This window comes from Streptomyces sp. NPDC102451 (assembly GCF_044765485.1).
In the GTDB taxonomy this organism is placed as follows: domain Bacteria; phylum Actinomycetota; class Actinomycetes; order Streptomycetales; family Streptomycetaceae; genus Streptomyces.
Genome location: NZ_JBIWKD010000024.1, coordinates 89,406 through 114,282 on the forward strand (window position 1 = coordinate 89,406; position 24,877 = coordinate 114,282).

Here is a 24,877-nt window from a genome sequence, read left to right on the forward strand (position 1 = left end):
TCGGGCACAGCCTGCACACAGCGCCGTCACGCATATGCCATACGATGCGCACACCTGTTCACAGTACTTCCGTTTGAGGATGCCCACGTCATGATTCTCGGTGTCACGTCCCGTTCAGCACGCGGCATGTCCGCCGCCGTCGCCCTTCTCGCGATAGGCGCGGTGGGCTGCGCCGACGCCATCGACAGCGCCAAGAAGGTCGTGCGACAGCGGTCGGTCTTCTCGCTCACCCCGGGCGACTGCTACAACCCGAACAGCGGGGCGGCCGAGAGCGAGGAGATCAGCGTCGAGATCGTGCCGTGCGGGGAAGCGCACAAGGGCCAGGTCGTCGGCGAGTTCACCATCGAGGGGGAGTCGGAGTACCCCGGTGACGACGGGACCTCGAAGATCGCCGAGGAGGGGTGCCCGGCGGAGTCCCAGAAGTTCATCTCCGACACCTGGGCGGTGCCCGAGGGCGTCGGCCTCTTCATCTACTACCCCACCAGCGAGAGCTGGAAGACCGGCGACCGGGCCGTGAGCTGCACCTACGCCAAGGAGTCGGGCACGTTCTCCGGCTCGCTCCAGGACAAGTCCCTGAACGCCGAGCAGCTCGCGTATTTGAAGGGTTCCAACGCGGTCTACGAGGCGCTGTGGGGCAACCAGCCCGAGGCGGACCAGATCGAGGACGACCTGCCCGGCTACAAGAAGCAGGCCAAAGCCGTTTCCGCCGCGCTGAACACCCACGTGACGAACCTGAAGGGTGTGAAGCAGCCGCAGACGGTGAAGCTCCGCGCGCAGCTGGAGGAGGCCGCCGACGCCTGGGAGGATGCTGCCTCCGCCGGGAACATGGATGATTTCTACGTCGCCTACGACCTGGGCTTCACCGGCATCGACCCGAACAAGTCGGTCGCCGCCCGCAAGGAGTTGAAGCTCGCCACCACCGTCCCGGCCGAGGACGCCGAGGTCTGGACCGGCTGATCCGGCCCGTACGGTGCGCGCCCCCGCGGACAGCCTGCGGGGGCGCGCACCGGCGTCCGACGGGTCGCTCCCCGCGGGGTGAAAGGACGCCGAAGGTACACTTCGGGGCGCCCGAGCGGTGCGGGCCCGGGCGCCGCCCCGCCCTCATCGCACCTCCCCCGGCCCACGTACGAGGAGCGACCGTTGAGCCCCGAGCCGCCGCCGTTCCGGCTTCTGCCCGGCGCCCCCGGATCGCCGGTGCTGCTGCACGTCCCGCACTCCTCCCGGACCGTCCCGGAGCACGTGCGCCACGGCATCGTGCTCGACGACGAGGCACTCGAAGCGGAACTCGACCACATCACGGACTCCCACACGGCCGGCCTGGCCGCCAGGGCCTCCGCGGCCTGCGCGGTGACGCCCTGGCGCTTCGTCAACGGCCTGTCACGCCTGGTCGTCGACCCCGAGCGGTTCCCCGACGAGCGGGAGGAGATGCTGGCCGCCGGCATGGGCGCGGTCTACACCCGCACCACCCACCGGGAGCGGCTCCGGCCGCCCGGTGCGGATCCGGTGCCTCTGCTCGACCGCTATTTCCATCCGTACGCCCGGGCGATGACCGAGGCCGTCGACGAACGGCTCGCCGCCACGGGACGTGCCGTCGTCATCGACGTCCACTCCTACCCGGTCACCGCGCTCCCGTACGAGCTGCACGGCACCGGCCCGCGGCCCCCGGTCTGTCTGGGCACCGACGGGTTCCACACCCCGCCCGGGCTGCAGGCCCGGGCGGAGGCGGCGTTCGCCGGATTCGGCGGCACGGGCCTGAACAGCCCGTTCCCCGGTACGTACGTGCCGCTGAAGCACTACGGGACGGACCCGCGGGTCACCGCGCTGATGATCGAGATCCGGCGCGACCTGTACATGACCGAGCCGGGCGGCCCGGCCGGCCCGGGTCTCGACGCGCTCGCCTCGGCACTCGCCGCGCTGGTGGACGGGCTCATGGACGTATGACCCGGAACGGCTACCTCGGCCGGGCGTAGGGCCGGGTCATGATCTCCATGTTGTGGCCGTCCGGGTCCAGGAAGTAGGCCCCGCGGCCACCGAACAGGCGGTTGATCTGCCCGGGTTCGCTGTGATGGGGGTCGGCGTAGTAGGTGACGCCGAGCGCCTGGAGCCGGGCCGTCATGGCGTCGAACTGCGCGTCGGGGACGAGAAAGGCGTAGTGCTGCGACTGCACGGGCTCGTCCCGCAGTTCGTAGTAGTCGAGGGTCACGCCGTTGCCCAGGTCGACGGGCAGGAACGGCCCGAACGGGGCGCCGACCTCCAGGCCGAGGACAGCGGCGATGAACTCGGCCGAGAGGCTGCGGTCCTTGGCGTACACGGCGTGGTGGTCCAGTTGGACGACGTCGACGCCCTGCTGGGAGTCGAGCGGGAGCTGCTGGGTGTGAGGCATGTCGATCACGTCTCCATGTCGTGGATTCCGCGGGAAGGGGGCGCCGCACTGGGGCGCCGGGCGGGATGACACGACGGAGTGGCGGGGCTCGCGCCCGCCACGGGCTCATGCAGCAGCCGGGCTGCTCTCTCGTACATGGCCCATGGCCGACCCGGCAGTCACGGCACCGACCTTACCGCGCGCCTGTGACGGCCGGGCGGTGAACGCTCAGGTTCCGTAGGCGTCGAGGCCCGCGACGGCGAGCCGGAAGGCGCGCTCCGCCTGCGCCTTCGGGTCGGTGTAGTTCTCGGTGGCCAGGGCGATTCCGACGATCAGGGTGAGCAGGTCGTCGACGGTGATGTCCGCCCGGACGGCCCGGTCGTCCACGGCCCTGCTCAGCAGTGAGGAGCAGGCCGCCCCGATGACGACCCCGCAGGAGTCCTGGCCGGCCTCGTCCTGGAGCGGCTCGTAGGACAGGACGTCCGCCAGCCCGCGCGCGGCGAGCGAGTAGGCGAGCAGTTCGCGCAGCCACTCCACCAGTGCGGTGCGGCTGTCGTGCTCGTCCTGGAGTGTGCGGGCGCGTTCGCACAGGACGTGGACACGCTGCTTGAAGACGGCGTCGAGCAGGGCTTTGCGGGTGGGGAAATGACGCCGCACGGTGGCCGATCCCACGCCTGCGACACGGGCGATCCGCTCCAGGGAGGCCTGGGCTCCCTGGGCCGCCACCTCCGCCTCGGCCACGGCGAGGATGTGCGCGTAGTTGCGGCGGGCGTCCGAGCGCTGGCCGGTCATGTTCTCCCCTGCGTTGATAAGTGGCGGGCCCCGCCGTATTGTAGCGAACACCAAACGGCGGGCCCCGCCGTTTCTGGGGCGTGCGAACCACCGAGGAGACAACTCATGACCGCTGCCGCATCACCGGTTCTCGTCGCCGGTGCCACGGGCCGCCAGGGCGGCGCCACCGCCCGCGCGCTGCTCGCGCAGGGAACACCGGTGCGCGCTCTGGTGCGTGACCCGAACACCCCCCGCGCACGGGCCGTCGAGGCACTCGGCGCCCAGCTGTTCGTCGGCGATCTCACCGAACCGTCGACCCTCGGCGCGGCCGTGGACGGCGTCCGGGCGGTCTTCTCCGTGCAGATGCCCGCCTGGACCGGGCAGGGTTTCGACTTCGCCGGCGAGGTGCGCCAGGCGGACAACCTCATGACCGCCGCGAGGGCGGCCGGTGTGGAGCAGTTCGTCCAGTCCTCGACCAGCGGCGTGGGGCAGCATGTCGAGGCCCCGGGCTGGGCCGAGGGGCGGTGGGCGATCATGGAGGCCCCGCTCGGCACGAAGGCCGCGATCCAGGACCGGCTGCGCGAGATCGACTTCCCGTACTGGACGTTGCTCAAGCCGTCGTTCTTCATGGAGAACTTCGAGCCGTCGATGCGCTTCTACTTCCCCCGGGGTGTCGAGGGCGGTCTGGTCACCGTCGTCCGGCCGGGCACGCATCTGGCGCTCGTGGCGGCCAGGGACGTGGGCCGGGCCGCGGCCGCCGCCGTGTCCGCGCCCGCCGCGTTCCACCGGGTGGAGCTGGAGCTCGCCGGCGACCACCTGACCATGACCGAGATCGCCGAGGTCCTCTCCCGCGCCCTGGGAGTGCCGCTGTCGGCACCGGACATGACGGAGGAGCAGGCCCGCGCCGCCGGCATGGGGGACATGGGGGCCACGCACGCGTTCATGGAGGCGGTCGGCCAGCCGGCCAGACCGCGGTTCGCCCGTGAACTGGGCCTCGATGTGACCGGCTTCGAGCAGTGGGCGCACGAACACCTGCGGGCCACGGCCTGAGCACCGGGCTCCGGGACCACCCGGTCGGCTGTCCGGGCGCGGGGCGCGGCGTCAGAAGAAGACGCCGCACCTCAGCAGGACGTTCGCGTACGGCCTGGCCTCCCCCGTCCGTACCACCAGGCGGGCGGACGCGGTGAGCGCCTTCAGCTGCTCGTGGGGCACGTGCGTCAGGCCGGGGAGGCGGGCGGTCAGGAGGCGGGCGGCCTCCGGGTTGGCCTCCCGTATCTCCTCGGCCGCCGTCGCTCCCTCCACGACCAGTTCGTCCAGCAGGCCGTCCAGGACGTCGGCGAACGACGGGACGCCCGCGCGGAAGGCCAGGTCGACCACCCGTGGGCCCGGGGGGATGGGCATGCCCACATCGCAGATCAGGACGCCGTCGCCATGGCCGAGTTCGGCCACGGCCCCCGCGAGGTGGCGGTTCAGGATGCCTGACTTCTTCACAGCGCGGAGACCTCTTCCGCGGTCGGGAAGGACGCCTGCGCGCCCTCCTTGGTGACGGCGGCCGCGCCGACCCGTACGGCGAACCGGGCGGCCTCCGTGAGCTCCTCGCCCAGGCCGAGCCGCCACGCGAGGGCGGCGGTGAACGCGTCGCCCGCACCCGTCGTGTCCACGGCGTCGACCCGGGGGCTCGGCACCCGTACGGGCTCGCCGCCGCGGGTGTCGGAGACCAGCGCGCCGTCCGCGCCCAGGGTGATCACGACCGAGCGCGGGCCGAGGGCGGTGAGCCCCCGCGCCCAGGACTCCGGTGTGGAGCCCGCGCCCTCCCCGAGGATGAAGCGCGCCTCGTGCTCGTTGACGACCAGCGGGTCGCAGGCGGCCAGCACCTCGTCGGGCAGCGGCGCGGGCGGGGACGGGTTGAGTACCAGCCGCGTCCCCGGCGCGAGGGAGCGGGCCGTCTCCGTGACGGTGTCGAGCGGGATCTCCAGCTGTACGGAGACCACGCGGGCCGACGCGAAGAGGGGGCCCGCGGCCCTGATGTCCTCGGGGGTGAGCCGGGCGTTGGCGCCCGGGGACACGACGATGCTGTTGTCGCCCGAGGGGTCGACGGTGATGAGGGCGACGCCGGTGGGCGCCCCTCCGACGAGGACCCCGTCGGTGTCGACCCCCGCGTCCTGCTGCGAGGCGCGCAGCAGCCGGCCGTGGGCGTCGTCGCCGACCCGGGCCAGCAGCGCCGTACGGGCACCGAGGCGGGCGGCGGCGACCGCCTGGTTGGCGCCCTTGCCGCCGGGGTGGACGACGAGGTCGGAGCCGAGCACCGTCTCCCCCGGTCCCGGGCGCCGGTCGACGCCGACGACCAGATCGGCGTTGGCCGAGCCGACGACCAGCAGGTCGTGCCGGGAGGGTGCGGAGCCCTCGTTCTTCTGCATCTGGGTGGGGCCTTTCGTGATCAGGAGAAGTCGGCGACGTTCTGCCGGGTGACGACCTTGACCGGCACCTTCACCATGTCGGCGATCTTCTTGCCGTCGGCCGCCTTGACCGCGTTCTGTACGGCGATCTTCCCCAGTTCCCCGGGCTGCTGGGCCACGGAGGCGTACAGGGTGCCCGCCTGGACCGCCGTCAGACCGTCGGGGGTTCCGTCGAAGCCGACGACCGAGACGGACTTCCCGGCCTTGCTGCCGAGTGCCTTGGCCGCGCCGAGCGCCATCTCGTCGTTCTCGGCGAAGACGCCGGTGATGCCGGGGTGGGACTGGAGCAGGTTGGTCATGACGTCGAGGCCCTTGGTCCGGTCGAAGTCGGCCGGCTGGGTCGCCACGATCTTGATGCCCGGGTACGCCTTGATGCCCGCGGCGAAGCCCGCTCCGCGTTCACGGCTGGCGGAGGTCCCGGCGGTGCCCTGGAGGACGATGATGCTGCCCTTGCCGCCGAGCCGGTCGGCGAGTGACTTCGCGGCGAGCTTGCCGCCCGCCACGTTGTCGGAGGCGACCAGCGTCGCGGTCTCCGCCTTGTTGACGCCGCGGTCGGCGGCGACCACCGGGATGCCCGCCTTGTTGGCGTTGCGGACACCGGGACCGACCGCGTCGGAGTCCACCGGGTTGACGATGACGGAGTCGACGCCTGAACTGGTGAAGTTCTCCAGCTGGTTGGCCTGTTGCGAGGCGTCGTTCTGGGCGTCGGTGACGGTGAGGTCGATCCCGGCCTCCTTCGCCTCCTTCTGCGCGCCCTCCTTCATCTGGACGAAGAAGGGGTTGTTGAGGGTGGAGAGCGACATGCCCACCTTGGTGGTGGTGCCGGAGGAACCGGACTTGAAGAAGGTCACGGCGGCGATGACGGCGGCCAGGCAGACCACCGCGATGCCGATCTGCATCGCTCCCTTGCGGCCCTTCCCGGGTGACCCCGGTGCGGCGGACGATCCGCCGGCGGACGCGGCACCGGAGCCGGCCTTGCGGCGCAGGGTGTCCAGCAGGACGGCGAGGGCGATGACGACGCCGATGACGACCTGCTGCCAGAAGGCGGACACGGAAAGGAGGTTGAGGCCGTTGCGCAGCACGGCGAGGATCAGCGCGCCGATGAGGGTGCCGGACGCCTTGCCGACGCCGCCCGCGAGGCTGGCGCCGCCGATGACGACCGCGGCGATCGCGTCGAGTTCGTACCCCTGGGCCGCCTGCGGCTGCGCGGAGACGAGACGGGAGGCGAGGACGATGCCCGCGACGGCCGCGAAGAGGCCGGACAGGGCGTAGATGGCGAGCTTCTGCTTCTTGACGCGCAGTCCGGAGAGCCGGGCCGCCTCCTCGTTGCCCCCGATCGCGTACATGGACCGGCCGATGTAGGTGCGGCCCAGGATGAGGGCCGCTATCAGGCCCATCGCGATCATCACGAGCACCGGGACGGGCAGCCAGCCGCCGAGCGTGTCACCGAGCACGGAGACGGAGTCGGGGAAGGGGATCGGCCGGCCCTGGGAGATGACCAGGGACAGGCCCCGGGCCACCGACAGCATGGCCAGTGTCGCGATGAACGAGGGCAGCTTGCCGTACGCCACGAGGGCGCCGCTGACGAAGCCGCAGGCGATGCCGGTGGCCACGGCGATGACGACCGCCAGCCAGACGGGCACCCCCGCCGAGGTCGCCGACCACGCGAGGACGGTGGCGGAGAGCGCGGCGACCGAGCCGACGGAGAGGTCGATGCCGGCCGAGACGATGACGAAGGTGACACCGAACGCGAGGATCGCGGTCACCGCGGCCTGGACACCGACGTTCAGCAGGTTCTGGGTGGTGAGGAAGTCACCCGAGAGCAGCGACATCGCCACCAGGAGGACGACCAGGGCGCTGAGCGCGCCGTTGTCGAGCAGGAGGCGGCGGAGGGTGTGTCCGGCGCCGCCCGCGCCCGTCTTGCTCGGATGCGTGTCAGTGGCCACGGGGGCTCTCCTCTGCGTTCTCTGCGTGCTGGTCGGGGTCGATCACGGGGGCGCCGCTGACGGCGAGTGCCATCACGGCGTCCTGGGTGGCTTCGTGGGCGGGGAGCTCTCCGGCGATACGGCCCTGGGCCATGACCAGGACCCGGTCGCTCATGCCGAGGACCTCGGGCAGGTCGCTGGAGATCATCAGGACGGCGTGTCCGGAGGCCGTCAGCTCGTTGATGAGCTGGTAGATCTCGACCTTGGCGCCGACGTCGATGCCGCGTGTCGGCTCGTCGAGGATCAGCACCCGGGTGTCGGCCAGGAGCCACTTCCCGATGACGACCTTCTGCTGGTTGCCGCCGGAGAGGGTGCGGACGTGCTGACCGAGGCCCGCCATCCGTACGCCGAGCTGCTCGGCGATGCGGGCGGCGGCGGTGCGCTGTCCCTTGACGTCGACGATCCCGGAGCGGGTCGCCGAACGGAGGGTGACCAGGCCGAGGTTCTCCTGGACGGAGGCGTCGAGCACGAGTCCCTGGCCCTTGCGGTCCTCGGGGACGAGCCCGATCCCGGCGCCCATGGCGGCGGTCACGTCGTGCTTGCCCAGCCGTTCGCCGAGCACCTCGACGGTCCCGGCGTCGTAGGGGTCGGCACCGAAGACGGCGCGGGCGACCTCGGTGCGGCCCGCCCCCACGAGTCCGGCCAGGCCGACGACCTCACCGGCCCTGACGTCGAAGCTGATGCCGTGGAACACCCCGTCGCGGGTGAGCCCCTGGACGGAGAGCAACGACGGCCCCGTGTCCGGGCGTTCGCGCGGGTACTGCTGGTCGATGCTGCGGCCCACCATGAGCTGGACGAGCTCCGCCTCGGGGGTCGAGGCGGGCACCTGGTCGATGCTGCGGCCGTCGCGCAGGACGGTGACACGGTCCCCGAGGGCGGCGATCTCGTCGAGGTGGTGGGTGATGAAGACGACGCCGACGCCGTCGGCGCGCAGCTGCCGCACGATCCCGAAGAGCTTGTCGACCTCCTCGGAGGTGAGGACCGCGGTCGGCTCGTCCATGATCAGGACGCGTGCGTCCAGGCTGAGTGCCTTCGCGATCTCGACCATCTGCAGCCGGGCGATGCCCAGTTCGCGGACCCTGACCCGGGGTGAGATGTGCAGGCCGACGCGGCGCAGGAGCACCTCGGCGTCAGCCTCCATGCGTCGGCGGTCGATCATGCCGAAGCGGCGGGGCTGACGGCCGAGGAAGATGTTCTCGGCGACCGTCAGATCCGGGACCAGGTTGAACTCCTGGTAGATCGTGGCGATCCCGAGCTTCTCCGCGTCCTGCGCGCCGTGGATGCGCACCTCCTCGCCGCCTGCGAAGATCCGGCCGCGGTCCGGGCGGTAGGCGCCGGAGAGCATCTTGATGAGGGTGCTCTTGCCCGCGCCGTTCTCACCGAGCAGGACGTGCACTTCGCCGCTGCGGAGGTCGAAGTCGACACTGTCCAGGGCGACGACGCCGGGGAAGGTCTTGCGTACGCCTTCGATGCGCAGCAACTCGACTGATTCGCTCACTCGTTGCTCCCGGGGGTGGAGGTGCGCTCGCCGCAGGAGCTGCGTACGACGAGGCGGGCGGGCAGGGTGACGGACTGCGGGGGGCGGCCCTCGACGATGTCGACCAGGGCGCGTACGGCGGCACGGCCGAGGTCGCCCGTGGGCTGGGCGATCGCGGTGATCGGCGGGGCGGTGTGGACGAACCACGGGATGTCGTCGAAGGCGGCGATCCCGATGTCCTCGGGGACGCGCAGGCCGCGTGCGCGGATGGCGTCCAGGGCGCCGAGCGCCATGAGGTTGTCGGCGGCGAACACGATCTGGGGCGGGTCGGGCAGCGCGAGGAAGCGCTCGGTGGCGCGCCGGCCACTGTCGGCCTGGAAGTCGCCCTGGCCGATGTAGGCGTCGGGCAGGGCGAGGCCGTGGGCGCGCATCGCTTCGCGGAAGGCCTCGACGCGTTCGTTGCCGGTGGTGGTGGCGGCCGGTCCGGCGATGATGGCGAGCCGGCGGTGGCCGAGCGCGTAGAGATGGGCGACCAGGTCCTGGATGGCCCGGTGGCCGTCGGCGCGTACGACGGGGATGTCGACGCCGGGGATCCAGCGGTCGACGAAGACCATCGGGGTCCCGGTGCGCGCGACGTCCAGCAGCAGCGGGGACTCGCCGTCGGCGGGCGACACCAGGAGTCCGTCGATCCTGCGGTCCAGGAGCGTACGGACGTGGTGGTCCTGCTGTTCGGGCCGCTCGTCGGCGTTGCCGATGATCACGCTGTAGCCGAGGCCTCGGGCCTCCTCCTCGACGGAGCGGGCCAGCGCGGTGAAGTACGGGTTGAGTACGTCGCTGATGACGAGACCGAGCGTGCGGGTCTGGTCGGTGCGCAGCGAGCGGGCCACGGCGTTGGGCCGGTAGCCGAGGGCGTCGACGGCGGCGAGGACGCGTCTGCGTGCGTCCGGGCTGACGGAGGGATGGCTGTTGAGGACGCGGGAGACCGTGGCGACAGAGACTCCTGCCTGGGCCGCGACATCCTTGATGCTCGCCATTTCCGGACCACCTCCTTGTGGTTTCCGTAAGCCTCGAAACCAGCGGATGTGGCCGTGGAATCGATTACACGGATGATTGGAATCGATTACATGGCGGAAAACAACCCCTCGACCGGTGGACGTGACCGGATCGTGACGCGCGGGGCGGTGCGGCCCGCGGGGGGCGGGCCGGGGCTCCGGACCGAGCGGTCCGGAGCCCCGGCCCACGGGTCACCGGCGCATGGCGGTGGGCTGGGCGTCGGTGCGCATCGCGGCGTCGGTGCCGCCGTCGACGTAGAGGATCGAGCCGGTGGTGAAGCGGGCCTCGGGGCGCAGGAACTGTTCGACCCAGAACGCGATGTCGTCGGCCTGCCCGAAGATCCCCAGAGGCATCGGCGTCGGGAAGGAGTCGGGGTCCGGGGTGGCCGTCACATCGGTGGACCCGGTCATCAGCGGGGTGATCACCGCGCCGGGCGCGATCGCGTTGAGGAGGACACCGCGGCGGCCCCACTCCGGCGTCACCGCGGTGCGCCGGACCCAGCGGGCGAGGGCCAGCTTCGACGTCGCGTAGGCCGAGATGCTGGGGGCCGACTTCACGATCGTGGCGGGCAGGGCGCCCTGGGCGGCGGCGGCGTGCTCGCGGGAGGCGTCCTCCTTGCCGTCCAGCAGCAGCTCCAGCAGGGTGTCGTCGATCAGCGGGACGGTCGAGGCCGAGTTCGAGCTGATCACGACGGCCCGGCCGGCGCCGGAGCGTTCCAGCGCGGGACGCAGACCCTCCAGCAGGGCGACCGGCCCGAAGTAGTTGATCGACGCGACCGCCGAGGCGTCGGGCATGGCCGGGCCCACGCCCGCGACGGCGGCCACTCCGTCCAGGGTGCCGCCGCTGATCCGGAGGGCCTCGTCGACGGCGTGCCGGCGCCCGGCCTCGCTCCCGAGGTCGGCGATCACATCGGCGTCCCGGAGGTCCACCCCGATGACACGGTGGCCCGCGGCGCGCAGCCGTTCGGCGCTCGCGGCGCCCATGCCCGAGGCGGAACCGGTGACGACATAGGTACGCATACAGCTCTCCTTCGGCGGTCCCCGGTGGGGGCCCGCGTCCGTTCAGTGGAATTCCATCGTAATTCAATCAGTGATTGAATGATGATGGCGACGTCTCCGGCTGTGGTGGAATGGGGCGCATGAGCCAGCCCGAGGCCTCCAGCCGAGACCGCCTCCTCACCGCCGCCAAGCAGCTGTTCCTGGAGAAGGGCGCCGACCAGGTGTCCCTGCGCTCGGTCAACACGGCGGCCGGGCTGAATCCGGGCGCCGTGCACTACCACTTCGGCTCCCGCGAGGGACTGGTGTCGGCGCTCCTGGAGCGGGAGCTGCGGCCGATGTGGAGCGGGCGGCTGGGCGCCCTCTCGGGTCCGCCCGGCGGCGACCTCCAGGTGCGCGACCTGGTGGCCGCCCTCGTCGAGCCCTTCGCCGAACTCGTCGGCACCCGGGACGGCCGCGTGCTCTGCCACCTCCTGGCGCGGGCGGCCCTTCCCACGGGCCAGGTCCTCAATGTCTCGACCCTGTTCGCGCCGGCGCCCTTCGAGGTGCTGCTCGGGCGCGCGCTGCCGGAGCTCTCGCCGCAGGAGGTCACCGAGCGCTGCCGGCTCGCCTTCAGCCTGGCGATGGAGACCTACGGGCGTCCGCTGGTCAAGATGCCCGCGGAGCCGTCGTCCTTCCCGCACACGGAGACGGTGATCGCGTTCCTCGTCGCCGGACTGACCGCACCGTCGTGCCACGCGCCGGGGGCCGACGCCGCGTGACCGCGCAACCGTTCGCCTGCGGTCGCACCACGCAAAAAGACCCCAGATGAACTGGGGTCTTCGCTGGTGTCCGAGGGGGGACTTGAACCCCCACGCCCGATAAAGGGCACTAGCACCTCAAGCTAGCGCGTCTGCCATTCCGCCACCCGGACAAGGTGTCTGTCGTCCCGGGGTGTTCCCCGTGGCGACAAAGAAAACAATACCAGGGGTTTGGGGTGCCTCTCACCTGCGTTTTAGGTGGTCAGTGCGGTGCACGCCCGGCCGGGACGGACCGGGCCCCGACGCGCGTACGTTCCGTGGCGTGCCGTGTACACGGAGTACTCCCGGGCTACCTTCGCGGGCATGAGTGGCAAGAGCGGCCCGAGTGGCACGAGCGCACGCCTCCCGCGACCGCCCCGCGCCCTGACCTCGCTGCGGGAGCGGCTGCGCGACACCTTCTGGTTCGCGCCGGCCGCGGGTCTCGTGGGCGCCTTCGCCCTGTGGCTGGTCCTCTCCGAGCTGGACACGAGGATCGTCGCGCACCTCCAGGAGGAGGGGGCGTACGAGGAACTCGGGGAGCTCCTCTCCTTCGCGGTGGACGCGAGGACCATCGTCACCACGGTCAGCGCGGCGATGATGACGTTCATCGGTGTGGTGTTCAGCATCTCGCTGGTGGCCGTGCAGATGGCGAGCGGGCAGCTCACCCCGCGCGTCGTGCGGATCTTCGTACGCAGCAGGATCAGCAAGCTCACGCTGACGGTGTTCCTGGCGACCTTCGCCTTCTCCCTGCTGGTCCTGACCTCGTACGAGGGCGGGAACGACCCGGATCCACGGCGGGTGACGTCGGTGCCGCTCCTGCAGAGCGTGCTGACCCTGGGCCTGGTCGGCCTGAGCCTGCTGCTGTTCGTCGCCTATGTCTCCTCCACCCTGCGGCTGATGCAGGTCGGCCCGGTCCTGGACCACATCACCCGCGAGTCGCTCACCGCGCTGGAGAAGCACGCCGGAGGGCCGGCGGAGGCGCTGCCGCTGGGGCCCGCCACGGCACAGGTGGTGCACCGGGAGGGTGCGGGGGTGCTCCGCGAGGTGAAGGTGGCACGGCTGGTGCGTACCGCGGCACGGTACGGGGTCGTACTGCGACTGCTGCCCCGCAACGGGGACTTCGTGGTGCCGGGTACGCCCGTGCTGGACGTCCACGGCGGGGCTCTGTCTCCTGCGCACGGCCTGCGGCGCACCCTCCGCGTCGGCGTCGAGCGCGCCCTGTACCAGGACCCGTCCTTCGGCCTGCGGCAGTTGTCGGACATCGCGCTGCGCGCGCTGTCGTCGTCGGTCAACGATCCGACGACCGCGGTGCAGTGCCTGGACCGGATCGTGCAGTACCTCGCCGTCGCCGTCCGTCTGCCGCTCGCCCCGCTGCACCACCGGGACCGGCGGGGCGACGTACGGCTCGTCCAGCAGGTGCCGGGGTGGACGGACCTCGTGGACCTCGCGTTCGAGGAGGTCCGGTGGTGCGCCCCCGCGAGCCCGCAGGTCACGCGACGGCTGCTGGCCGGGCTCGACGATCTGCTGCTGCTCGCCTCCGAGGAACGGAAGGAGCCGCTGCGCAGGCACCGTGCACTCCTGGTGGAAGCGGTGGAGCGCACGGTGCCCGAGAAGGCCGGGCGGACGTTCGCGCTGCGCCCGGACCGTCAGGGGATCGGCTGACCCCCTCGGCATGTCCGGGCACGCACCGGCCGGTTCGGAGCTACTTGAGGTATCCGCTGTAGATGAACCTGGCCCTGTTCGGGGTGCCGGGCGCATCGCTGTCGAGGTAACCGGTGATCTCGTACCAGAGGTTCCCTGCGGAGTTGATGCACTCGTAGTACAGGTGGGTCGTCCGCCCGGCGGCGATGTAGCCGGTGACGGTCGCGCTCCCCGAGGGGCCCGTGTGGACCGGGGTGCGGGCATTCGTCACGCCGGCCTTCCCGTATCCCTTACAGGTGAGCGTGGCCTGCGTGCTCACCCCGCCGGACGTGGCGAGGGTGCCGGCGGAAGCGGCACCGGCCGACGGGGCGGCGGTCAGTACGGCCGAGGCGACCAGGAGGGGCAGGGCGATCGCCGTCCACGTCTTGGTTTTCTTCACGAAGGGTTTCCTTACGTTCTGCGATTTCGTCTTCCCTTTGGCACGGCGCTGGGAACCAGCGACGCGGTGCGAAGATCATATGAGTGTCCACCGACAAGTTGACGGTGCATTACAGAGCCTTTAACTTCCCTCGCGCCTACGGCATGAGGTGGTAGTCGGGGAAGTTGCCCGGCAGCCGCTCCCCCGACGGGCCCTCGGTGACGGCCCGTACGAGCAGTTCGCCACCCACGAAGGCGCCGCGCCAGGACCCCCCGAAGCCGCCGAAGAGCTCCTCACGGTCGCCCCGTGAACGCGGCTTGCCGTGACCCGTCTTGAAGGCCCGGATCTGCGGTGCCAGTCGCTCGTACGTCGCCGGGTCGTCGGTGGAGAGGGTGGCGACCAGGGCCCCGTTCGACGCGTTCATGGCGGCGAGGAGTTCGGCCTCGGTGTCGACCAGGACGATCGTGTCGACCGGGCCGAAGGGTTCCGCGTGGTGGAGCGGGGAGGACGGGGGCGGGTTCAGGAGTGTGACGGGGTGGAGGTAGGCGCTGGTGTCCTGGCCGGGGAGGAAGTGGGCGTCCGCCGCGGACCCCTGGTGGAGGGGGACGGCCCCGCGGTCGATCGCCTCGGTGACCTGGTCGTGCAGTTCCTTGGCCTTGGAGGCGCTGATCAGGGGCCCGAAGTCCAGGCCGGGGAGCGGGTCCGAGGGGTGCTCCACCGCGAGGGGGTGACCGGTGCGAAGGGAGCGTACGGCGGGGAGGTAGGCCTCCAGGAACTCCGCGAACAGGGTGCGCTGGACGACGAAGCGGGGGTAGGCGGTGCAGCGCTGCTTGCCGTAGTCGAAGAGCTTCGGGATGACCGCGGTGAGGGACGCCCAGTCGCTGTGGTTCCAGATGCCCCAGGTGTTGAGGCCCTCCTGTTCGAGGATGTGCCGCTTGCCGAGGTCGGCGACGGCCGTGGCGATCCGGGCGCCGGTGTCCCGGCCGCCGACGAAGGAGACGCAGCCGATCTCGGCCGACCGGACGAGCGGTTCGGACAGTTCGCGGCCGCTGCCGCTGACGAGGGTGAGCGGAATCCCTTCGCGGGCGGCGAGCGCGCAGGCCAGGGTGAGACAGGAGACGCCCCCGTCGGTGGGGGTCTTGGCGATGACGGCGTTGCCGGCCAGAGCCTGTACGAGCATCGCGTGGACCAGCACGGACATGGGGTAGTTCCAGCTGGCGATGTTGGAGACGGGCCCCGCGAGAGGGGTCCGGCCGGCCAGCAGGCGGTCGCTGTGGTCGACGTACCAGCGGACGCCGTCGATGGCCCGGTCCACATCGGCCTGGGCCAGGCGCCAGGGCTTGCCGATCTCCCGAACCAGGAGGAGGGCGAGGAGTTCGCGGTGCTCGGTGAGGGCGTCGAGGGTGGCCGAGACGCGGGCGCGGCGTTCGGGGAGCGGGATGTGGCGCCAGGCGCGGTGCTGGTCGAGGGAGGCCCGTACGGCTCGGCGAGCGGCCGGGGCGTCGAGCCGGGGCGGGCCGGTGATGGGTGTGCCGTCGATGGGGCTGGTGGCGGGGAGGGTGCGGCCGTCCTGGTGCCACGTGGCGGCCCAGAGGTTGCGGGCACGGTCCTCGCCGAACGCCTCGGGGGCGGCGGTGAGGCAGCGGTGCCAGGCGTCCTGCCAGGCGGTTCCTGGTTTGAGGGTGAGAGGGGTGGGGGTGGTCGTCGCTGGCTGTGTCGGTGTCATCGGGTCTCCGCTCTGGGTGCGGGGTGCGGTGGCCGGTTGCGCGCGGGCGGGTGGTGCGGGCGGGCGGGGCGCCCGGGGCGGGCCTGTTCCCCTGCCCGCCCGTTCCCGGGACCGGGGCTCCGCCCAGGGCCCCGGTCCTCGGTCACCCCCGGACTTCGTCCGGGGGTCCCGACAGGCTCAGATAATGCGGCTTCGGCCCGGAAAGCGTGCCGCACCGCCGGACGAGCTCGGATAATGCGCCTTCCGGCCCGAAGGGTCCTGGCTCGGTCCTCAGCCGCGCAGCCTGTCCTCCGCCAGGCGGGCCGTCTCCGTCGGGGTGGCACCCACCGCGACTCCCGCCGCTTCCAGTGCCTTCTTCTTCGCCGCGGCCGTGCCGCTCGACCCCGAGACGATCGCCCCGGCGTGGCCCATCGTCCTTCCCTCGGGGGCGGTGAAGCCGGCGATGTAGCCGACCACCGGTTTGGTGATGTGCCGGGCGATGTGGGCCGCGGCGCGTTCCTCCGCGTCGCCGCCGATCTCGCCGATCAGGACGATCAGTTCCGTGTCCGGGTCGTTCTCGAACGCCGTCAGGCAGTCGATGTGCGTCGTGCCGATCACCGGGTCGCCTCCGATGCCCACCGCCGTCGAGAAGCCGGTCTCGCGGAGTTCGTGCATCAGCTGGTAGGTGAGCGTGCCCGACTTGGAGACCAGGCCGATGCGGCCGGGCTTCGTCGCGATGTCGGCGGGGATGATGCCCGCGTTGGACTGGCCCGGGCTGATCACCCCGGGGCAGTTGGGTCCGAGGATGCGGGTGCCGCGTTCCTTGGCGTGGGCGTGGAAGACCACGGCGTCGTGGACGGGGATGCCCTCCGTGATGACCACGGCCAGGCCGATGCCCGCGTCCGCCGCCTCGACGACGGCGGCTTCGGCGAACGGCGGCGGGACGAAGACGACGGTGACGTCGGCTCCGGTCGCGTCCATGCCGTCGCGTACGGAGCCGAAGACCGGGACCGTACGGTCGTCGAGGTCCACGGTGCGGCCCGCCTTGCGGGGGTTGACCCCGCCGACGATCTGGGTGCCCGCCGCGAGCATCCTCCGGGTGTGCTTCATGCCCTCGGCGCCGGTCATGCCCTGGACGAGGACCTTGCTCTCCTTGCTGAGGAAGATGGCCATGATCAGTGCCCTCCCAGGGCCAGTCGGGCTGCTCGGTCGGCTGCGCCGTCCATCGTGGTGACCTGCTGGACCATCGGGTGCGCGCGGTCGTCGAGGATCGCCCGTCCGCGCGCCGCGTTGTTGCCGTCGAGCCGGACGACCAGCGGTTTCGTCAGGTGGACGGAGTCGAGGGCCTGGACGATGCCGTCGGCGACAGCGTCGCAGGCGGTGATGCCGCCGAACACGTTGACGAAGACGGACTTCACCGAGGGGTCGGAGAGGATGACCGTGAGCCCGTCGGCCATGACGCGGGCCGAGGCGCCTCCCCCGATGTCGAGGAAGTTGGCCGGGCGGGCCCCGCAGCCGGCGACCACGTCGAGGGTGGACATGACGAGTCCGGCGCCGTTGCCGATGATGCCGACCTCGCCGTCGAGCTTGACGTAGTTCAGCCCCTTGGCGGCGGCCGCCGCCTCCAGGGGATCCCCGTGCGGGTCGGCGGTGTCCTCGCCCCAACGGGACTGCCGGAAGCCCGCGTTGTCGTCCAGGGTGACCTTGCCGTCCAGGGCGAGGATCCTGCCGTCCGTGGTGCGGACCAGCGGGTTGACCTCGACGAGCAGGGCGTCCTCCTGGGTGAGCACCCGCCACAGCGCCTGGAGTACGGGCGCGGTCCCCGGCGGGAGGGAGGCCGCCTCGGCGATCCGTGCCGCCTCGGCCGATGTGACGCCCTCGGCCGGGTCGACGGGGATCCGGGCCACCGCTTCCGGACGGGTGGCGGCCACCTCCTCGATGTCCATGCCGCCCTCCGCCGACGCGATGACCAGGAAGGTTCCGGCGGCCCGGTCCAGGACGTAGCTGACGTAGAACTCCTCCTCGATGTCGACGGGCTGAGCGAGCATCACCGTCCGGACCCGGTGGCCCCTGATGTCCATGCCGAGGATCTGGCGTGCGGTGACGACGGCCGCCCCGGGGTCCGCGGCAATCTTCACCCCGCCGGCTTTGCCCCGGCCACCAACTTTGACCTGCGCTTTGACGACGACGCGGCCGCCGAGCCGTTCGGCCGCGGCGTGGGCCGCGGACGGGTGGTCCACGACCTCGGCGTCCGGTACGGCGATGCCGTGATCCGCGAAGAGTTGCCTTGCCTGGTGCTCGTAGAGATCCATAGCCACTCCCGATCGTGCCGATTGTGAAAGTGCCGCACGCCCCCTGGACACCACCCACCGGATGCGGGATAACAAGCTTCATACAGTATTCGTCGACTGTATGCAATGTACCGCGAGAGCGGCGGAGCGGCTCCCGCACTCCCCTACGAAGGGACAGGACATCGCCATGCCAGAGGACAGCCAGGACAGCCAGAACCTCATCTCCGGTGGGCACTTGGTCGCCAAGGCCCTCAAGGCGGAGGGTGTGGAACGCATCTACACCCTCTGTGGCGGCCACATCATCGACATCTACGACGGCTGCGTCGACGAGGGCATCGAAGTCGTCGACGTACGGCACGAGCAGGTCGCCGCCCACGCGGCCGACGGCTACGCCCGGATCACCGGGAAGCCGGGGTGCGCCGTCGTCACCGCGGGCCCCGGGACGACCGATGCCGTCACCGGTGTCGCCAACGCCTACCGCGCCGAGTCACCGATGCTGCTGATCGGTGGTCAGGGGGCGCACACCCAGCACAAGATGGGCTCGCTCCAGGACCTGCCGCACGTCGACATGATGACGCCCATCACCAAGTTCGCGGCCACCGTGCCGGACACCGCGCGGGCGGCGGACATGGTGTCGATGGCCTTCCGGGAGTGCTACCACGGGGCGCCCGGCCCGTCGTTCCTGGAGATCCCGCGCGATGTGCTGGACGCGAAGGTCCCTGCGGACAAGGCCCGGGTCCCGGAGGAGGGGCGGTACCGGGCCTCGACCCGGGCGGCCGGCGACCCGGCCGACATCGAGAAGCTCGCCGATCTGCTCGTACACGCCGAGAAGCCCGCCATCCTGCTGGGCAGTCAGGTCTGGACGACCCGGGCCACGGACTCCGCCACCGAACTCGTCCGGACGCTCAACATCCCGGCGTACATGAACGGCGCCGGCCGCGGCACCCTGCCGCCCGGCGATCCGCACCACTTCCAGCTCTCACGGCGCTACGCGTTCTCCAACGCCGACCTGATCGTGATCGTCGGGACGCCCTTCGACTTCCGGATGGGCTACGGCAAGCGGCTCTCCCCGGCCGCCACCGTCGTCCAGATCGACCTCGACTACCGGACCGTGGGCAAGAACCGCGACGTCGACCTCGGGATCGTCGGGGACGCCTCGCTCGTCCTGAAAGCGGTCACGGAGGCCGCGAGCGGCCGGCTCAACGGCGGTTCGGTGAAGCGCAAGGCGTGGCTGGACGAGCTGCGCGCCGCCGAGCAGACGTCGATCGAGAAGCGGCTCCCCCAGCTGAAGTCGGACGCCTCGCCCATCCACCCCTACCGGCTGGTGAGCGAGATCAATGACTTCCTGACCGAGGACTCCATCTACATCGGGGACGGCGGCGACATCGTCACCTTCTCCGGACAGGTCGTCCAGCCCCGCACCCCGGGCCACTGGATGGACCCGGGACCGCTCGGCACGCTCGGCGTCGGGGTCCCGTTCGTGCTGGCCGCCAAGCAGGCCAGGCCCGACAAGGAGGTGGTGGCGCTCTTCGGCGACGGAGCGTTCTCCCTGACCGGGTGGGACTTCGAGACGCTCGTCCGCTACAACCTCCCCTTCGTCGGGATCGTCGGCAACAACTCCTCGATGAACCAGATCCGTTACGGCCAGAAGGCCAAGTACGGCGACGAGCGCGAGCGGGTCGGCAACACCCTCGGGGACGTCCACTACGACAAGTTCGCCCAGATGCTGGGGGGTTACGGCGAGGAGGTGCGCGACCCCGCCGACATCGCCCCCGCGCTCCGCAGGGCCCGTGAGTCGGGGCTGCCCTCGCTCATCAACGTCTGGGTCGACCCGGACGCGTACGCCCCCGGAACGATGAACCAGACCATGTACAAGTAGAGGAGCCGTCGGCATGACCAAAGCTCTTGAGGGCGTGCGCGTCCTCGACATGACACACGTACAGTCCGGTCCTTCCGCCACCCAGCTGCTCGGCTGGCTCGGGGCGGACGTCGTCAAGCTGGAGGCGCCCAGCGGGGACATCACCCGCAAGCAGTTGCGCGACCTGCCCGACGTCGACTCCCTCTACTTCACGATGCTCAACTGCAACAAGCGGAGCATCACCCTCAACACCAAGAGCGAGCGCGGCAAGGAGATCCTCACCGAGCTGATCCGCCGCAGCGACGTGATGGTGGAGAACTTCGGCCCCGGCGCCGTGGACCGCATGGGCTTCACCTGGGAACGGATCCAGGAGATCAACCCGCGGATCGTCTACGCCTCCATCAAGGGCTTCGGCGAGGGTCCGTACACCAACTTCAAGGCGTACGAGGTCGTCGCGCAGGCCATGGGCGGGTCCATGTCCACCACCGGTTTCGAGGACGGGCCGCCGCTCGCCACCGGCGCCCAGATCGGCGACTCGGGCACCGGGATCCACGCGGTGGCCGGCATCCTCGCCGCCCTGTTCCAGCGCGAGAACACCGGACGCGGGCAGCGGGTGAACGTGGCGATGCAGCACGCGGTGCTCAACCTCTGCCGGGTCAAGCTCCGTGACCAGCAGCGCCTGGAGCACGGGCCGCTCGCCGAGTACCCGAACGCGCAGGACACCGCGGACGCCGACGAGGTGCCGCGCAGCGGCAACGCGAGCGGCGGCGGCCAGCCCGGCTGGGCGGTGAAGTGCGCGCCGGGCGGCCCCAACGACTACGTGTACGTCATCGTGCAGCCGGTCGGCTGGAAGCCCCTGTCGGCGCTGATCGGCCGGCCGGAGCTGGCGGAGGACCCCGAGTGGGCGACGCCGGAGTCCCGGCTGCCGAAGCTCGGCAAGATGTTCCAGCTGATCGAGGAGTGGTCGGCGACGCTCCCCAAGTGGGAGGTCCTGGAGCAGCTCAACGCGCACAACATCCCGTGCGGCCCGATCCTCTCCACCAAGGAGATCGTCGAGGACGAGTCACTCGCCGCCAACGAGATGGTGGTCCGCGTCGAGCACCCCGAGCGCGGCGCCTTCACCACGGTGGGCAGCCCGCTGAAGCTGTCCGACTCCCCCGTCGACATCGTCACCTCCCCGCTGCTCGGTGAGCACAACGCGGAGGTCTACGTCGGCGAACTGGGCCTGGGCGACGAGGAACTGCGGCTTCTGAAGACGAACGGAGTCATCTGAGCATGGCCGGAACAGTCGAGACACAGGAGCAGGAACGCGTCAGGGCACTGCTCGACCGAGTCCGGGGCGACGGGCGCAGCGCGCTCACCGCCCCGGAGGGGAAGGTCGTCGCCGACGCGTACGGGATCACGGTGCCGGGCGAGGGCCTGGCCCGGGACGTGGACGAGGCGGTGGCGCTGGCCGACCGGCTCGGCGGGTCCGTCGTCCTCAAGATCGTCTCCCCCGACATCCTCCACAAGACGGATGCGGGCGGCGTCGTGGTCGGGGTGTCGGGCGCCAAGGAGGTGCGCGCGGCGTTCTGCACCATCGTGAAGAACGCGAAGGCCTACGCGGCCGACGCGCGGATCGAGGGCGTGCAGGTGCAGCAGCTGGTGCCGCCCGGCCAGGAGGTCATCGTCGGGGCGGTCACCGACCCGACGTTCGGCAAGGTGGTGGCGTTCGGCCTCGGCGGTGTCCTGGTCGAGGTGCTCAAGGACATCACCTTCAGGCTGGCACCGGTGACCGCTGACGAGGCGCGGTCGATGCTGGACTCGATCGGCGCGGCGGAGATCCTGAAGGGGGTGCGCGGGGCGCCGGCCGTGGACCGGTGGGCGCTGGCGGAGCAGATCCGGCGGGTCTCCCAACTGGTCACGGACTTCCCGGAGATCGCGGAGGTGGACCTCAACCCCGTCATCGCGTCACCGGACGGCGCGGTCGCCGCCGACATCCGGATCCTGCTGACGACCGAGGAGGTGAAGGAGCGGCGCCGCTACAGCCGCGAGGAGATCCTCGTATCGATGCGCCGGCTGATGGAGCCGCGTTCGGTGGCGGTCATCGGTGCCTCCAACGAGCAGGGTAAGATCGGCAATTCGGTGATGCGCAACCTCATCGACGGCGGGTTCGCGGGCGAGATCCATCCCGTGAACCCCAAAGCCGATGACATTCTCGGCCGCAAGGCGTACAAGAGTGTCACCGACGTTCCCGGTGAGGTGGATGTGGCGGTCTTCGCGATACCCGCCAAGTTCGTCGCTTCGGCGCTCCAGGAGGTGGGACGCAAGGGGATCCCCAATGCCGTGCTCATCCCGTCCGGCTTCGCCGAGACGGGTGAACAGGCCCTGCAGGACGAGATCGTGGCGATCGGCGAGGAGCACGGTGTGCGGCTTCTCGGGCCGAACATCTACGGCTACTACTCGACCTGGCAGGACCTCTGCGCCACCTTCTGCACCCCGTACGACGTCAAGGGGCCGGTGGCCCTGACCTCGCAGTCCGGTGGCATCGGGATGGCGATCCTGGGCTTCGCGCGGTCGACGAAGACCGGGGTCTCGGCGATCGTCGGGCTCGGCAACAAGTCCGACATCGACGAGGACGACCTGCTGACCTGGTTCGGCGAGGACCCGAACACCGCGTGCATCGCGATGCACCTGGAGGACCTCAAGGACGGCCGGGCGTTCGTGGAGGCGGCGCGGGCGACCGTGCCGAAGAAGCCGGTCGTGGTCCTCAAGGCGGGCCGTACGAGCGCGGGTGCCCGGGCGGCGGGTTCCCACACGGGCGCGCTGGCCGGGGACGACGCGGTGTACGACGACATCCTGCGGCAGGCGGGGGTGATCCGGGCGCCGGGCCTGAACGACATGCTGGAGTACGCGCGTGCGCTGCCGGTGCTGCCGGCCCCCAAGGGCGACAACGTCGTGATCATCACGGGGGCGGGCGGTTCGGGGGTGCTCCTGTCGGACGCGATCGTCGACAACGGGCTCTCGCTGATGGAGATCCCGCCGGACCTGGACACGGCGTTCAAGGCGTTCATCCCACCGTTCGGGGCGGCCGGCAATCCGATCGACATCACGGGCGGTGAGCCGCCGTCGACGTACGAGGCGACGATCCGGCTGGGGATGGAGGATCCGCGGATCCACGCGCTGGTGCTGGGCTACTGGCACACGATCGTCACTCCCCCGATGGTCTTCGCGGAGCTGACGGCCCGTGTGGTGGAGGAGTTCCGGGCGCGCGGGATCGAGAAGCCGGTGGTGGCATCGCTCGCGGGCGACACCGAGGTCGAGGAGGCCTGCGCATACCTGTTCGAGCGGGGTGTCGTCGCGTATCCGTACACCACGGAGCGGCCGGTCGCCGTGCTCGGCGCGAAGTACAGGTGGGCCAGGGCGGCCGGGCTGTTGGGCGGTGGCCGATGACCTGATGACGACGGCTCGAACCACGGGGTCTGCGGCGTACCGCTCGGCCGCGGACCCCCGCGCGAAGTGAGAACGGGCAGGGGGCGCTGGCCAGACTTCTTCCACGCAAGGGGTTCGATCGACAATGACGACTACAGACCTCTCCACATCCGTCCCCTTCAGGGAGGTGACGGATCGCAACGGCCGCACATACCGGCTCGGCGAGACCGACCGGGACATCATGGGACGAGCCCGCTGGACGATGGTGCTCTTCCCGTGGATCGGCATGCTGGGCATCAGTTCCTCGGAGTACGCCTTCACGTCCGCCGAGGAGACCCTGCACGAGGCCCATCTATGGAACAGCGGGCACATCTTCTGGCTGATGGGCGTCTGGGTGTTCTTCCAGGCGGCCGTGGCCTTCCCGGCCGGCAAGCTGCGCGAGAGCGGCCGGCTGCCCGCCAAGAGCGCCATGCTCCTCGGCGCGTCCGGCACGCTGCTGGGCTATCTGTCCCTGGCGTACGCACCGCACGTGATCGTCGCGTACATCGGCTTCGGCATGTTCAGCGGCATCGGCGCCGGTCTCGTCTACGCGACCTGCGTCAACATGGTCGGAAAGTGGTACCCGGAACGCAAGGGTGGCAAGACGGGCCTGGTCAACGGCGGTTTCGCCTACGGTTCGGTGCCGTTCGTCTTCCTGTTCACCTCGTACATGGACCTGTCCAACTACGAGGGTGTGCTGGTCTTCGTCGGTGTCGTGTGCTGCGCGACGGTCGCCACCGCCGGGTGGTTCTTCAAGGACCCGCCGAAGAACTGGTGGCCGGGCCATGTGGACCCGCTGAAGGTGTCGGACGACCCCCGCATCGTGCGGTCGCTGGCGAAGAACCCGCCGGCGGTCAAGCAGTACAGCCCGCGTGAGGCGGCGCGTACGCCCGTGCTGTGGATGATGTGGTTCTGTCTGCTGTGCACGGCGGGCATCAACATCTTCGGCATCGCGATGCAGGTGCCGTTCGGCAAGGAGATGGGGTTCGCGGGCGGCATCGTGGCCACGGCCATGTCGCTGAAGGCCATCGTGAACGGTACCGGCCGTGGTGTGATCGGCTGGATCTCCGACCGTTACGGGCGCCGGAACACCTTGATCTTCGTCTGTATCGTGCTGGGCGCCGCGCAGTTCGGTGTCTACTTCTCCGGGAACATCGGCTCGATGCCGTTCTTCCTGTTCTGCTCGATGGTCTCCGGATTCGGCGGAGGCGCCATCTTCCCCCTGTTCGCGGCGATGACGGCGGACTTCTTCGGTGAGAACAACAACGCCTCCAACTACGGCATGGTCTACAGCTCCAAGCTGGTCTCCGGGCTGGTGGGTTCGGGGATGGGCGCGGTCGTGGTGAGCAACTGGGGCTACGACGCGGCGTTCGCCATCGCGGGCAGCGTCGGCTTCGGCTCCGCGGTCCTCGCCTGCTTCCTGAAGGCACCGGGCCGCTCGGACGCCAAGCACGCCGGCCCGGTGACCGGGGTCGCCGGTCCCGGGGTGACGTGACCGTCCGGTCCGTTCGGACACAGCAGTGGGGGGGGCCGGGGCCCGGCCCCCCCCCAGCGGTGTGGCGGGGGAGTCGGCCCAGCGGCGCTCGCGGGGCGAGTGGCGGTGGGCGCAGGGCGTTGGGGCGGAGGCGGAGGGCAC

21 protein-coding genes and 1 tRNA gene are annotated in these 24,877 nt (G+C 70.8%); 9 read left to right on the forward strand and 13 right to left on the reverse strand.

All coding sequences use genetic code 11. The features are described 5' to 3' along the window. The first annotated feature begins 90 nt into the window (after positions 1 to 90). Positions 91 to 957, forward strand: a complete 867-nt coding sequence (locus tag ACIRD8_RS34285) for a septum formation family protein (protein WP_404000541.1) — start codon at positions 91 to 93, stop codon at positions 955 to 957. A gap of 183 nt (positions 958 to 1,140) precedes the next feature. Then, on the forward strand, positions 1,141 to 1,941 hold the full coding sequence (locus ACIRD8_RS34290) for an N-formylglutamate amidohydrolase (RefSeq protein ID WP_404000544.1): 801 nt from the start codon (positions 1,141 to 1,143) through the stop codon (positions 1,939 to 1,941). Between the two features lie 10 nt (positions 1,942 to 1,951). Here the strand turns inward: ACIRD8_RS34290 and ACIRD8_RS34295 are convergent, their stop codons facing one another. Both ACIRD8_RS34295 and ACIRD8_RS34300 read right to left on the reverse strand, forming a co-directional pair. Continuing rightward, a complete protein-coding gene (locus tag ACIRD8_RS34295) occupies positions 1,952 to 2,383 on the reverse strand; it encodes a VOC family protein (RefSeq protein ID WP_404000547.1) in 432 nt (143 codons plus the stop codon). A gap of 207 nt (positions 2,384 to 2,590) precedes the next feature. Beyond that, on the reverse strand, positions 2,591 to 3,154 hold the full coding sequence (locus ACIRD8_RS34300; RefSeq protein WP_404000550.1) for a TetR/AcrR family transcriptional regulator: 564 nt from the start codon (positions 3,152 to 3,154) through the stop codon (positions 2,591 to 2,593). A gap of 105 nt (positions 3,155 to 3,259) precedes the next feature. Between ACIRD8_RS34300 and ACIRD8_RS34305 the strand changes: the two genes are divergently transcribed. Beyond that, on the forward strand, positions 3,260 to 4,183 hold the full coding sequence (locus ACIRD8_RS34305) for an NmrA family NAD(P)-binding protein (RefSeq protein ID WP_404000553.1): 924 nt from the start codon (positions 3,260 to 3,262) through the stop codon (positions 4,181 to 4,183). 51 nt (positions 4,184 to 4,234) lie between these two features. Here the strand turns inward: ACIRD8_RS34305 and rbsD are convergent, their stop codons facing one another. The 6 genes from rbsD to ACIRD8_RS34335 all read right to left on the reverse strand — a co-directional run bounded on the left by rbsD (position 4,235) and on the right by ACIRD8_RS34335 (position 11,123). Further along, on the reverse strand, positions 4,235 to 4,624 hold the full coding sequence (rbsD, locus tag ACIRD8_RS34310; RefSeq protein WP_404000556.1) for a D-ribose pyranase: 390 nt from the start codon (positions 4,622 to 4,624) through the stop codon (positions 4,235 to 4,237). After that, the gene (locus ACIRD8_RS34315) at positions 4,621 to 5,550 is read right to left on the reverse strand and encodes a ribokinase (protein ID WP_404000559.1); all 930 of its coding nucleotides are present in this window, start codon (positions 5,548 to 5,550) and stop codon (positions 4,621 to 4,623) included. The genes rbsD and ACIRD8_RS34315 overlap by 4 nt, the downstream gene beginning before the upstream one ends. Positions 5,551 to 5,570: 20 nt before the next feature. After that, complete coding sequence (locus tag ACIRD8_RS34320; protein ID WP_404000562.1) at positions 5,571 to 7,535, reverse strand: substrate-binding domain-containing protein; 1,965 nt, start codon at positions 7,533 to 7,535, stop codon at positions 5,571 to 5,573. After that, positions 7,525 to 9,072: a sugar ABC transporter ATP-binding protein gene (locus ACIRD8_RS34325; protein ID WP_404000565.1), complete on the reverse strand. Its 1,548-nt coding sequence runs from the start codon at positions 9,070 to 9,072 to the stop codon at positions 7,525 to 7,527. The genes ACIRD8_RS34320 and ACIRD8_RS34325 overlap by 11 nt, the downstream gene beginning before the upstream one ends. Next, entirely contained in the window at positions 9,069 to 10,085 is a 1,017-nt protein-coding gene (locus ACIRD8_RS34330) for a LacI family DNA-binding transcriptional regulator (protein ID WP_404000568.1), read from the reverse strand. Before ACIRD8_RS34330 ends, ACIRD8_RS34325 begins: the two co-directional genes overlap by 4 nt. 210 nt (positions 10,086 to 10,295) lie before the next feature. Then, positions 10,296 to 11,123 (reverse strand): SDR family oxidoreductase, encoded by an 828-nt coding sequence (locus ACIRD8_RS34335; protein ID WP_404000570.1) that lies wholly within the window; start codon positions 11,121 to 11,123, stop codon positions 10,296 to 10,298. Positions 11,124 to 11,242: 119 nt separating this feature from the next. Here ACIRD8_RS34335 and ACIRD8_RS34340 point away from each other — a divergent pair, with 119 nt between their 5' ends. Further along, positions 11,243 to 11,860, forward strand: a complete 618-nt coding sequence (locus ACIRD8_RS34340) for a TetR/AcrR family transcriptional regulator (RefSeq protein ID WP_404000573.1) — start codon at positions 11,243 to 11,245, stop codon at positions 11,858 to 11,860. Positions 11,861 to 11,924: 64 nt separating this feature from the next. On the opposite strand, the gene ACIRD8_RS34345 is transcribed toward ACIRD8_RS34340, so the two are convergent. Then, positions 11,925 to 12,012 (reverse strand) — tRNA-Leu (locus ACIRD8_RS34345). A 190-nt stretch (positions 12,013 to 12,202) separates the two neighbouring features. On the opposite strand from ACIRD8_RS34345, the gene ACIRD8_RS34350 reads away from it, so the two are divergent. Beyond that, positions 12,203 to 13,540, forward strand: a complete 1,338-nt coding sequence (locus tag ACIRD8_RS34350) for a DUF2254 domain-containing protein (RefSeq protein ID WP_404000576.1) — start codon at positions 12,203 to 12,205, stop codon at positions 13,538 to 13,540. Between the two features lie 40 nt (positions 13,541 to 13,580). Here the strand turns inward: ACIRD8_RS34350 and ACIRD8_RS34355 are convergent, their stop codons facing one another. From ACIRD8_RS34355 to sucC, 4 genes are all read right to left on the reverse strand, one after another. Further along, positions 13,581 to 13,958: an SH3 domain-containing protein gene (locus ACIRD8_RS34355; protein WP_404000579.1), complete on the reverse strand. Its 378-nt coding sequence runs from the start codon at positions 13,956 to 13,958 to the stop codon at positions 13,581 to 13,583. 136 nt (positions 13,959 to 14,094) lie between these two features. Next, positions 14,095 to 15,663 (reverse strand): aldehyde dehydrogenase family protein, encoded by a 1,569-nt coding sequence (locus ACIRD8_RS34360; protein ID WP_404000582.1) that lies wholly within the window; start codon positions 15,661 to 15,663, stop codon positions 14,095 to 14,097. 270 nt (positions 15,664 to 15,933) lie between these two features. Further along, entirely contained in the window at positions 15,934 to 16,815 is an 882-nt protein-coding gene (sucD, locus tag ACIRD8_RS34365; protein ID WP_404000585.1) for a succinate--CoA ligase subunit alpha, read from the reverse strand. A 2-nt stretch (positions 16,816 to 16,817) separates the two neighbouring features. Then, positions 16,818 to 17,954: an ADP-forming succinate--CoA ligase subunit beta gene (gene sucC, locus ACIRD8_RS34370; protein WP_404000588.1), complete on the reverse strand. Its 1,137-nt coding sequence runs from the start codon at positions 17,952 to 17,954 to the stop codon at positions 16,818 to 16,820. Positions 17,955 to 18,120: 166 nt separating this feature from the next. Here sucC and ACIRD8_RS34375 point away from each other — a divergent pair, with 166 nt between their 5' ends. From ACIRD8_RS34375 to ACIRD8_RS34390, 4 genes are all read left to right on the forward strand, one after another. Continuing rightward, positions 18,121 to 19,812: a thiamine pyrophosphate-binding protein gene (locus tag ACIRD8_RS34375; protein ID WP_404000591.1), complete on the forward strand. Its 1,692-nt coding sequence runs from the start codon at positions 18,121 to 18,123 to the stop codon at positions 19,810 to 19,812. Between the two features lie 13 nt (positions 19,813 to 19,825). Further along, positions 19,826 to 21,064 (forward strand): formyl-CoA transferase, encoded by a 1,239-nt coding sequence (gene frc, locus ACIRD8_RS34380; RefSeq protein WP_404000593.1) that lies wholly within the window; start codon positions 19,826 to 19,828, stop codon positions 21,062 to 21,064. 2 nt (positions 21,065 to 21,066) lie between these two features. Further along, positions 21,067 to 23,223 carry an acetate--CoA ligase family protein gene (locus ACIRD8_RS34385; RefSeq protein ID WP_404000596.1) on the forward strand — a complete coding sequence of 719 codons (2,157 nt, stop codon included), beginning with the start codon at positions 21,067 to 21,069 and terminating at the stop codon, positions 23,221 to 23,223. A 124-nt stretch (positions 23,224 to 23,347) separates the two neighbouring features. Beyond that, positions 23,348 to 24,736: an OFA family MFS transporter gene (locus tag ACIRD8_RS34390; RefSeq protein ID WP_404000599.1), complete on the forward strand. Its 1,389-nt coding sequence runs from the start codon at positions 23,348 to 23,350 to the stop codon at positions 24,734 to 24,736. The last annotated feature ends 141 nt before the right edge of the window (positions 24,737 to 24,877 follow it).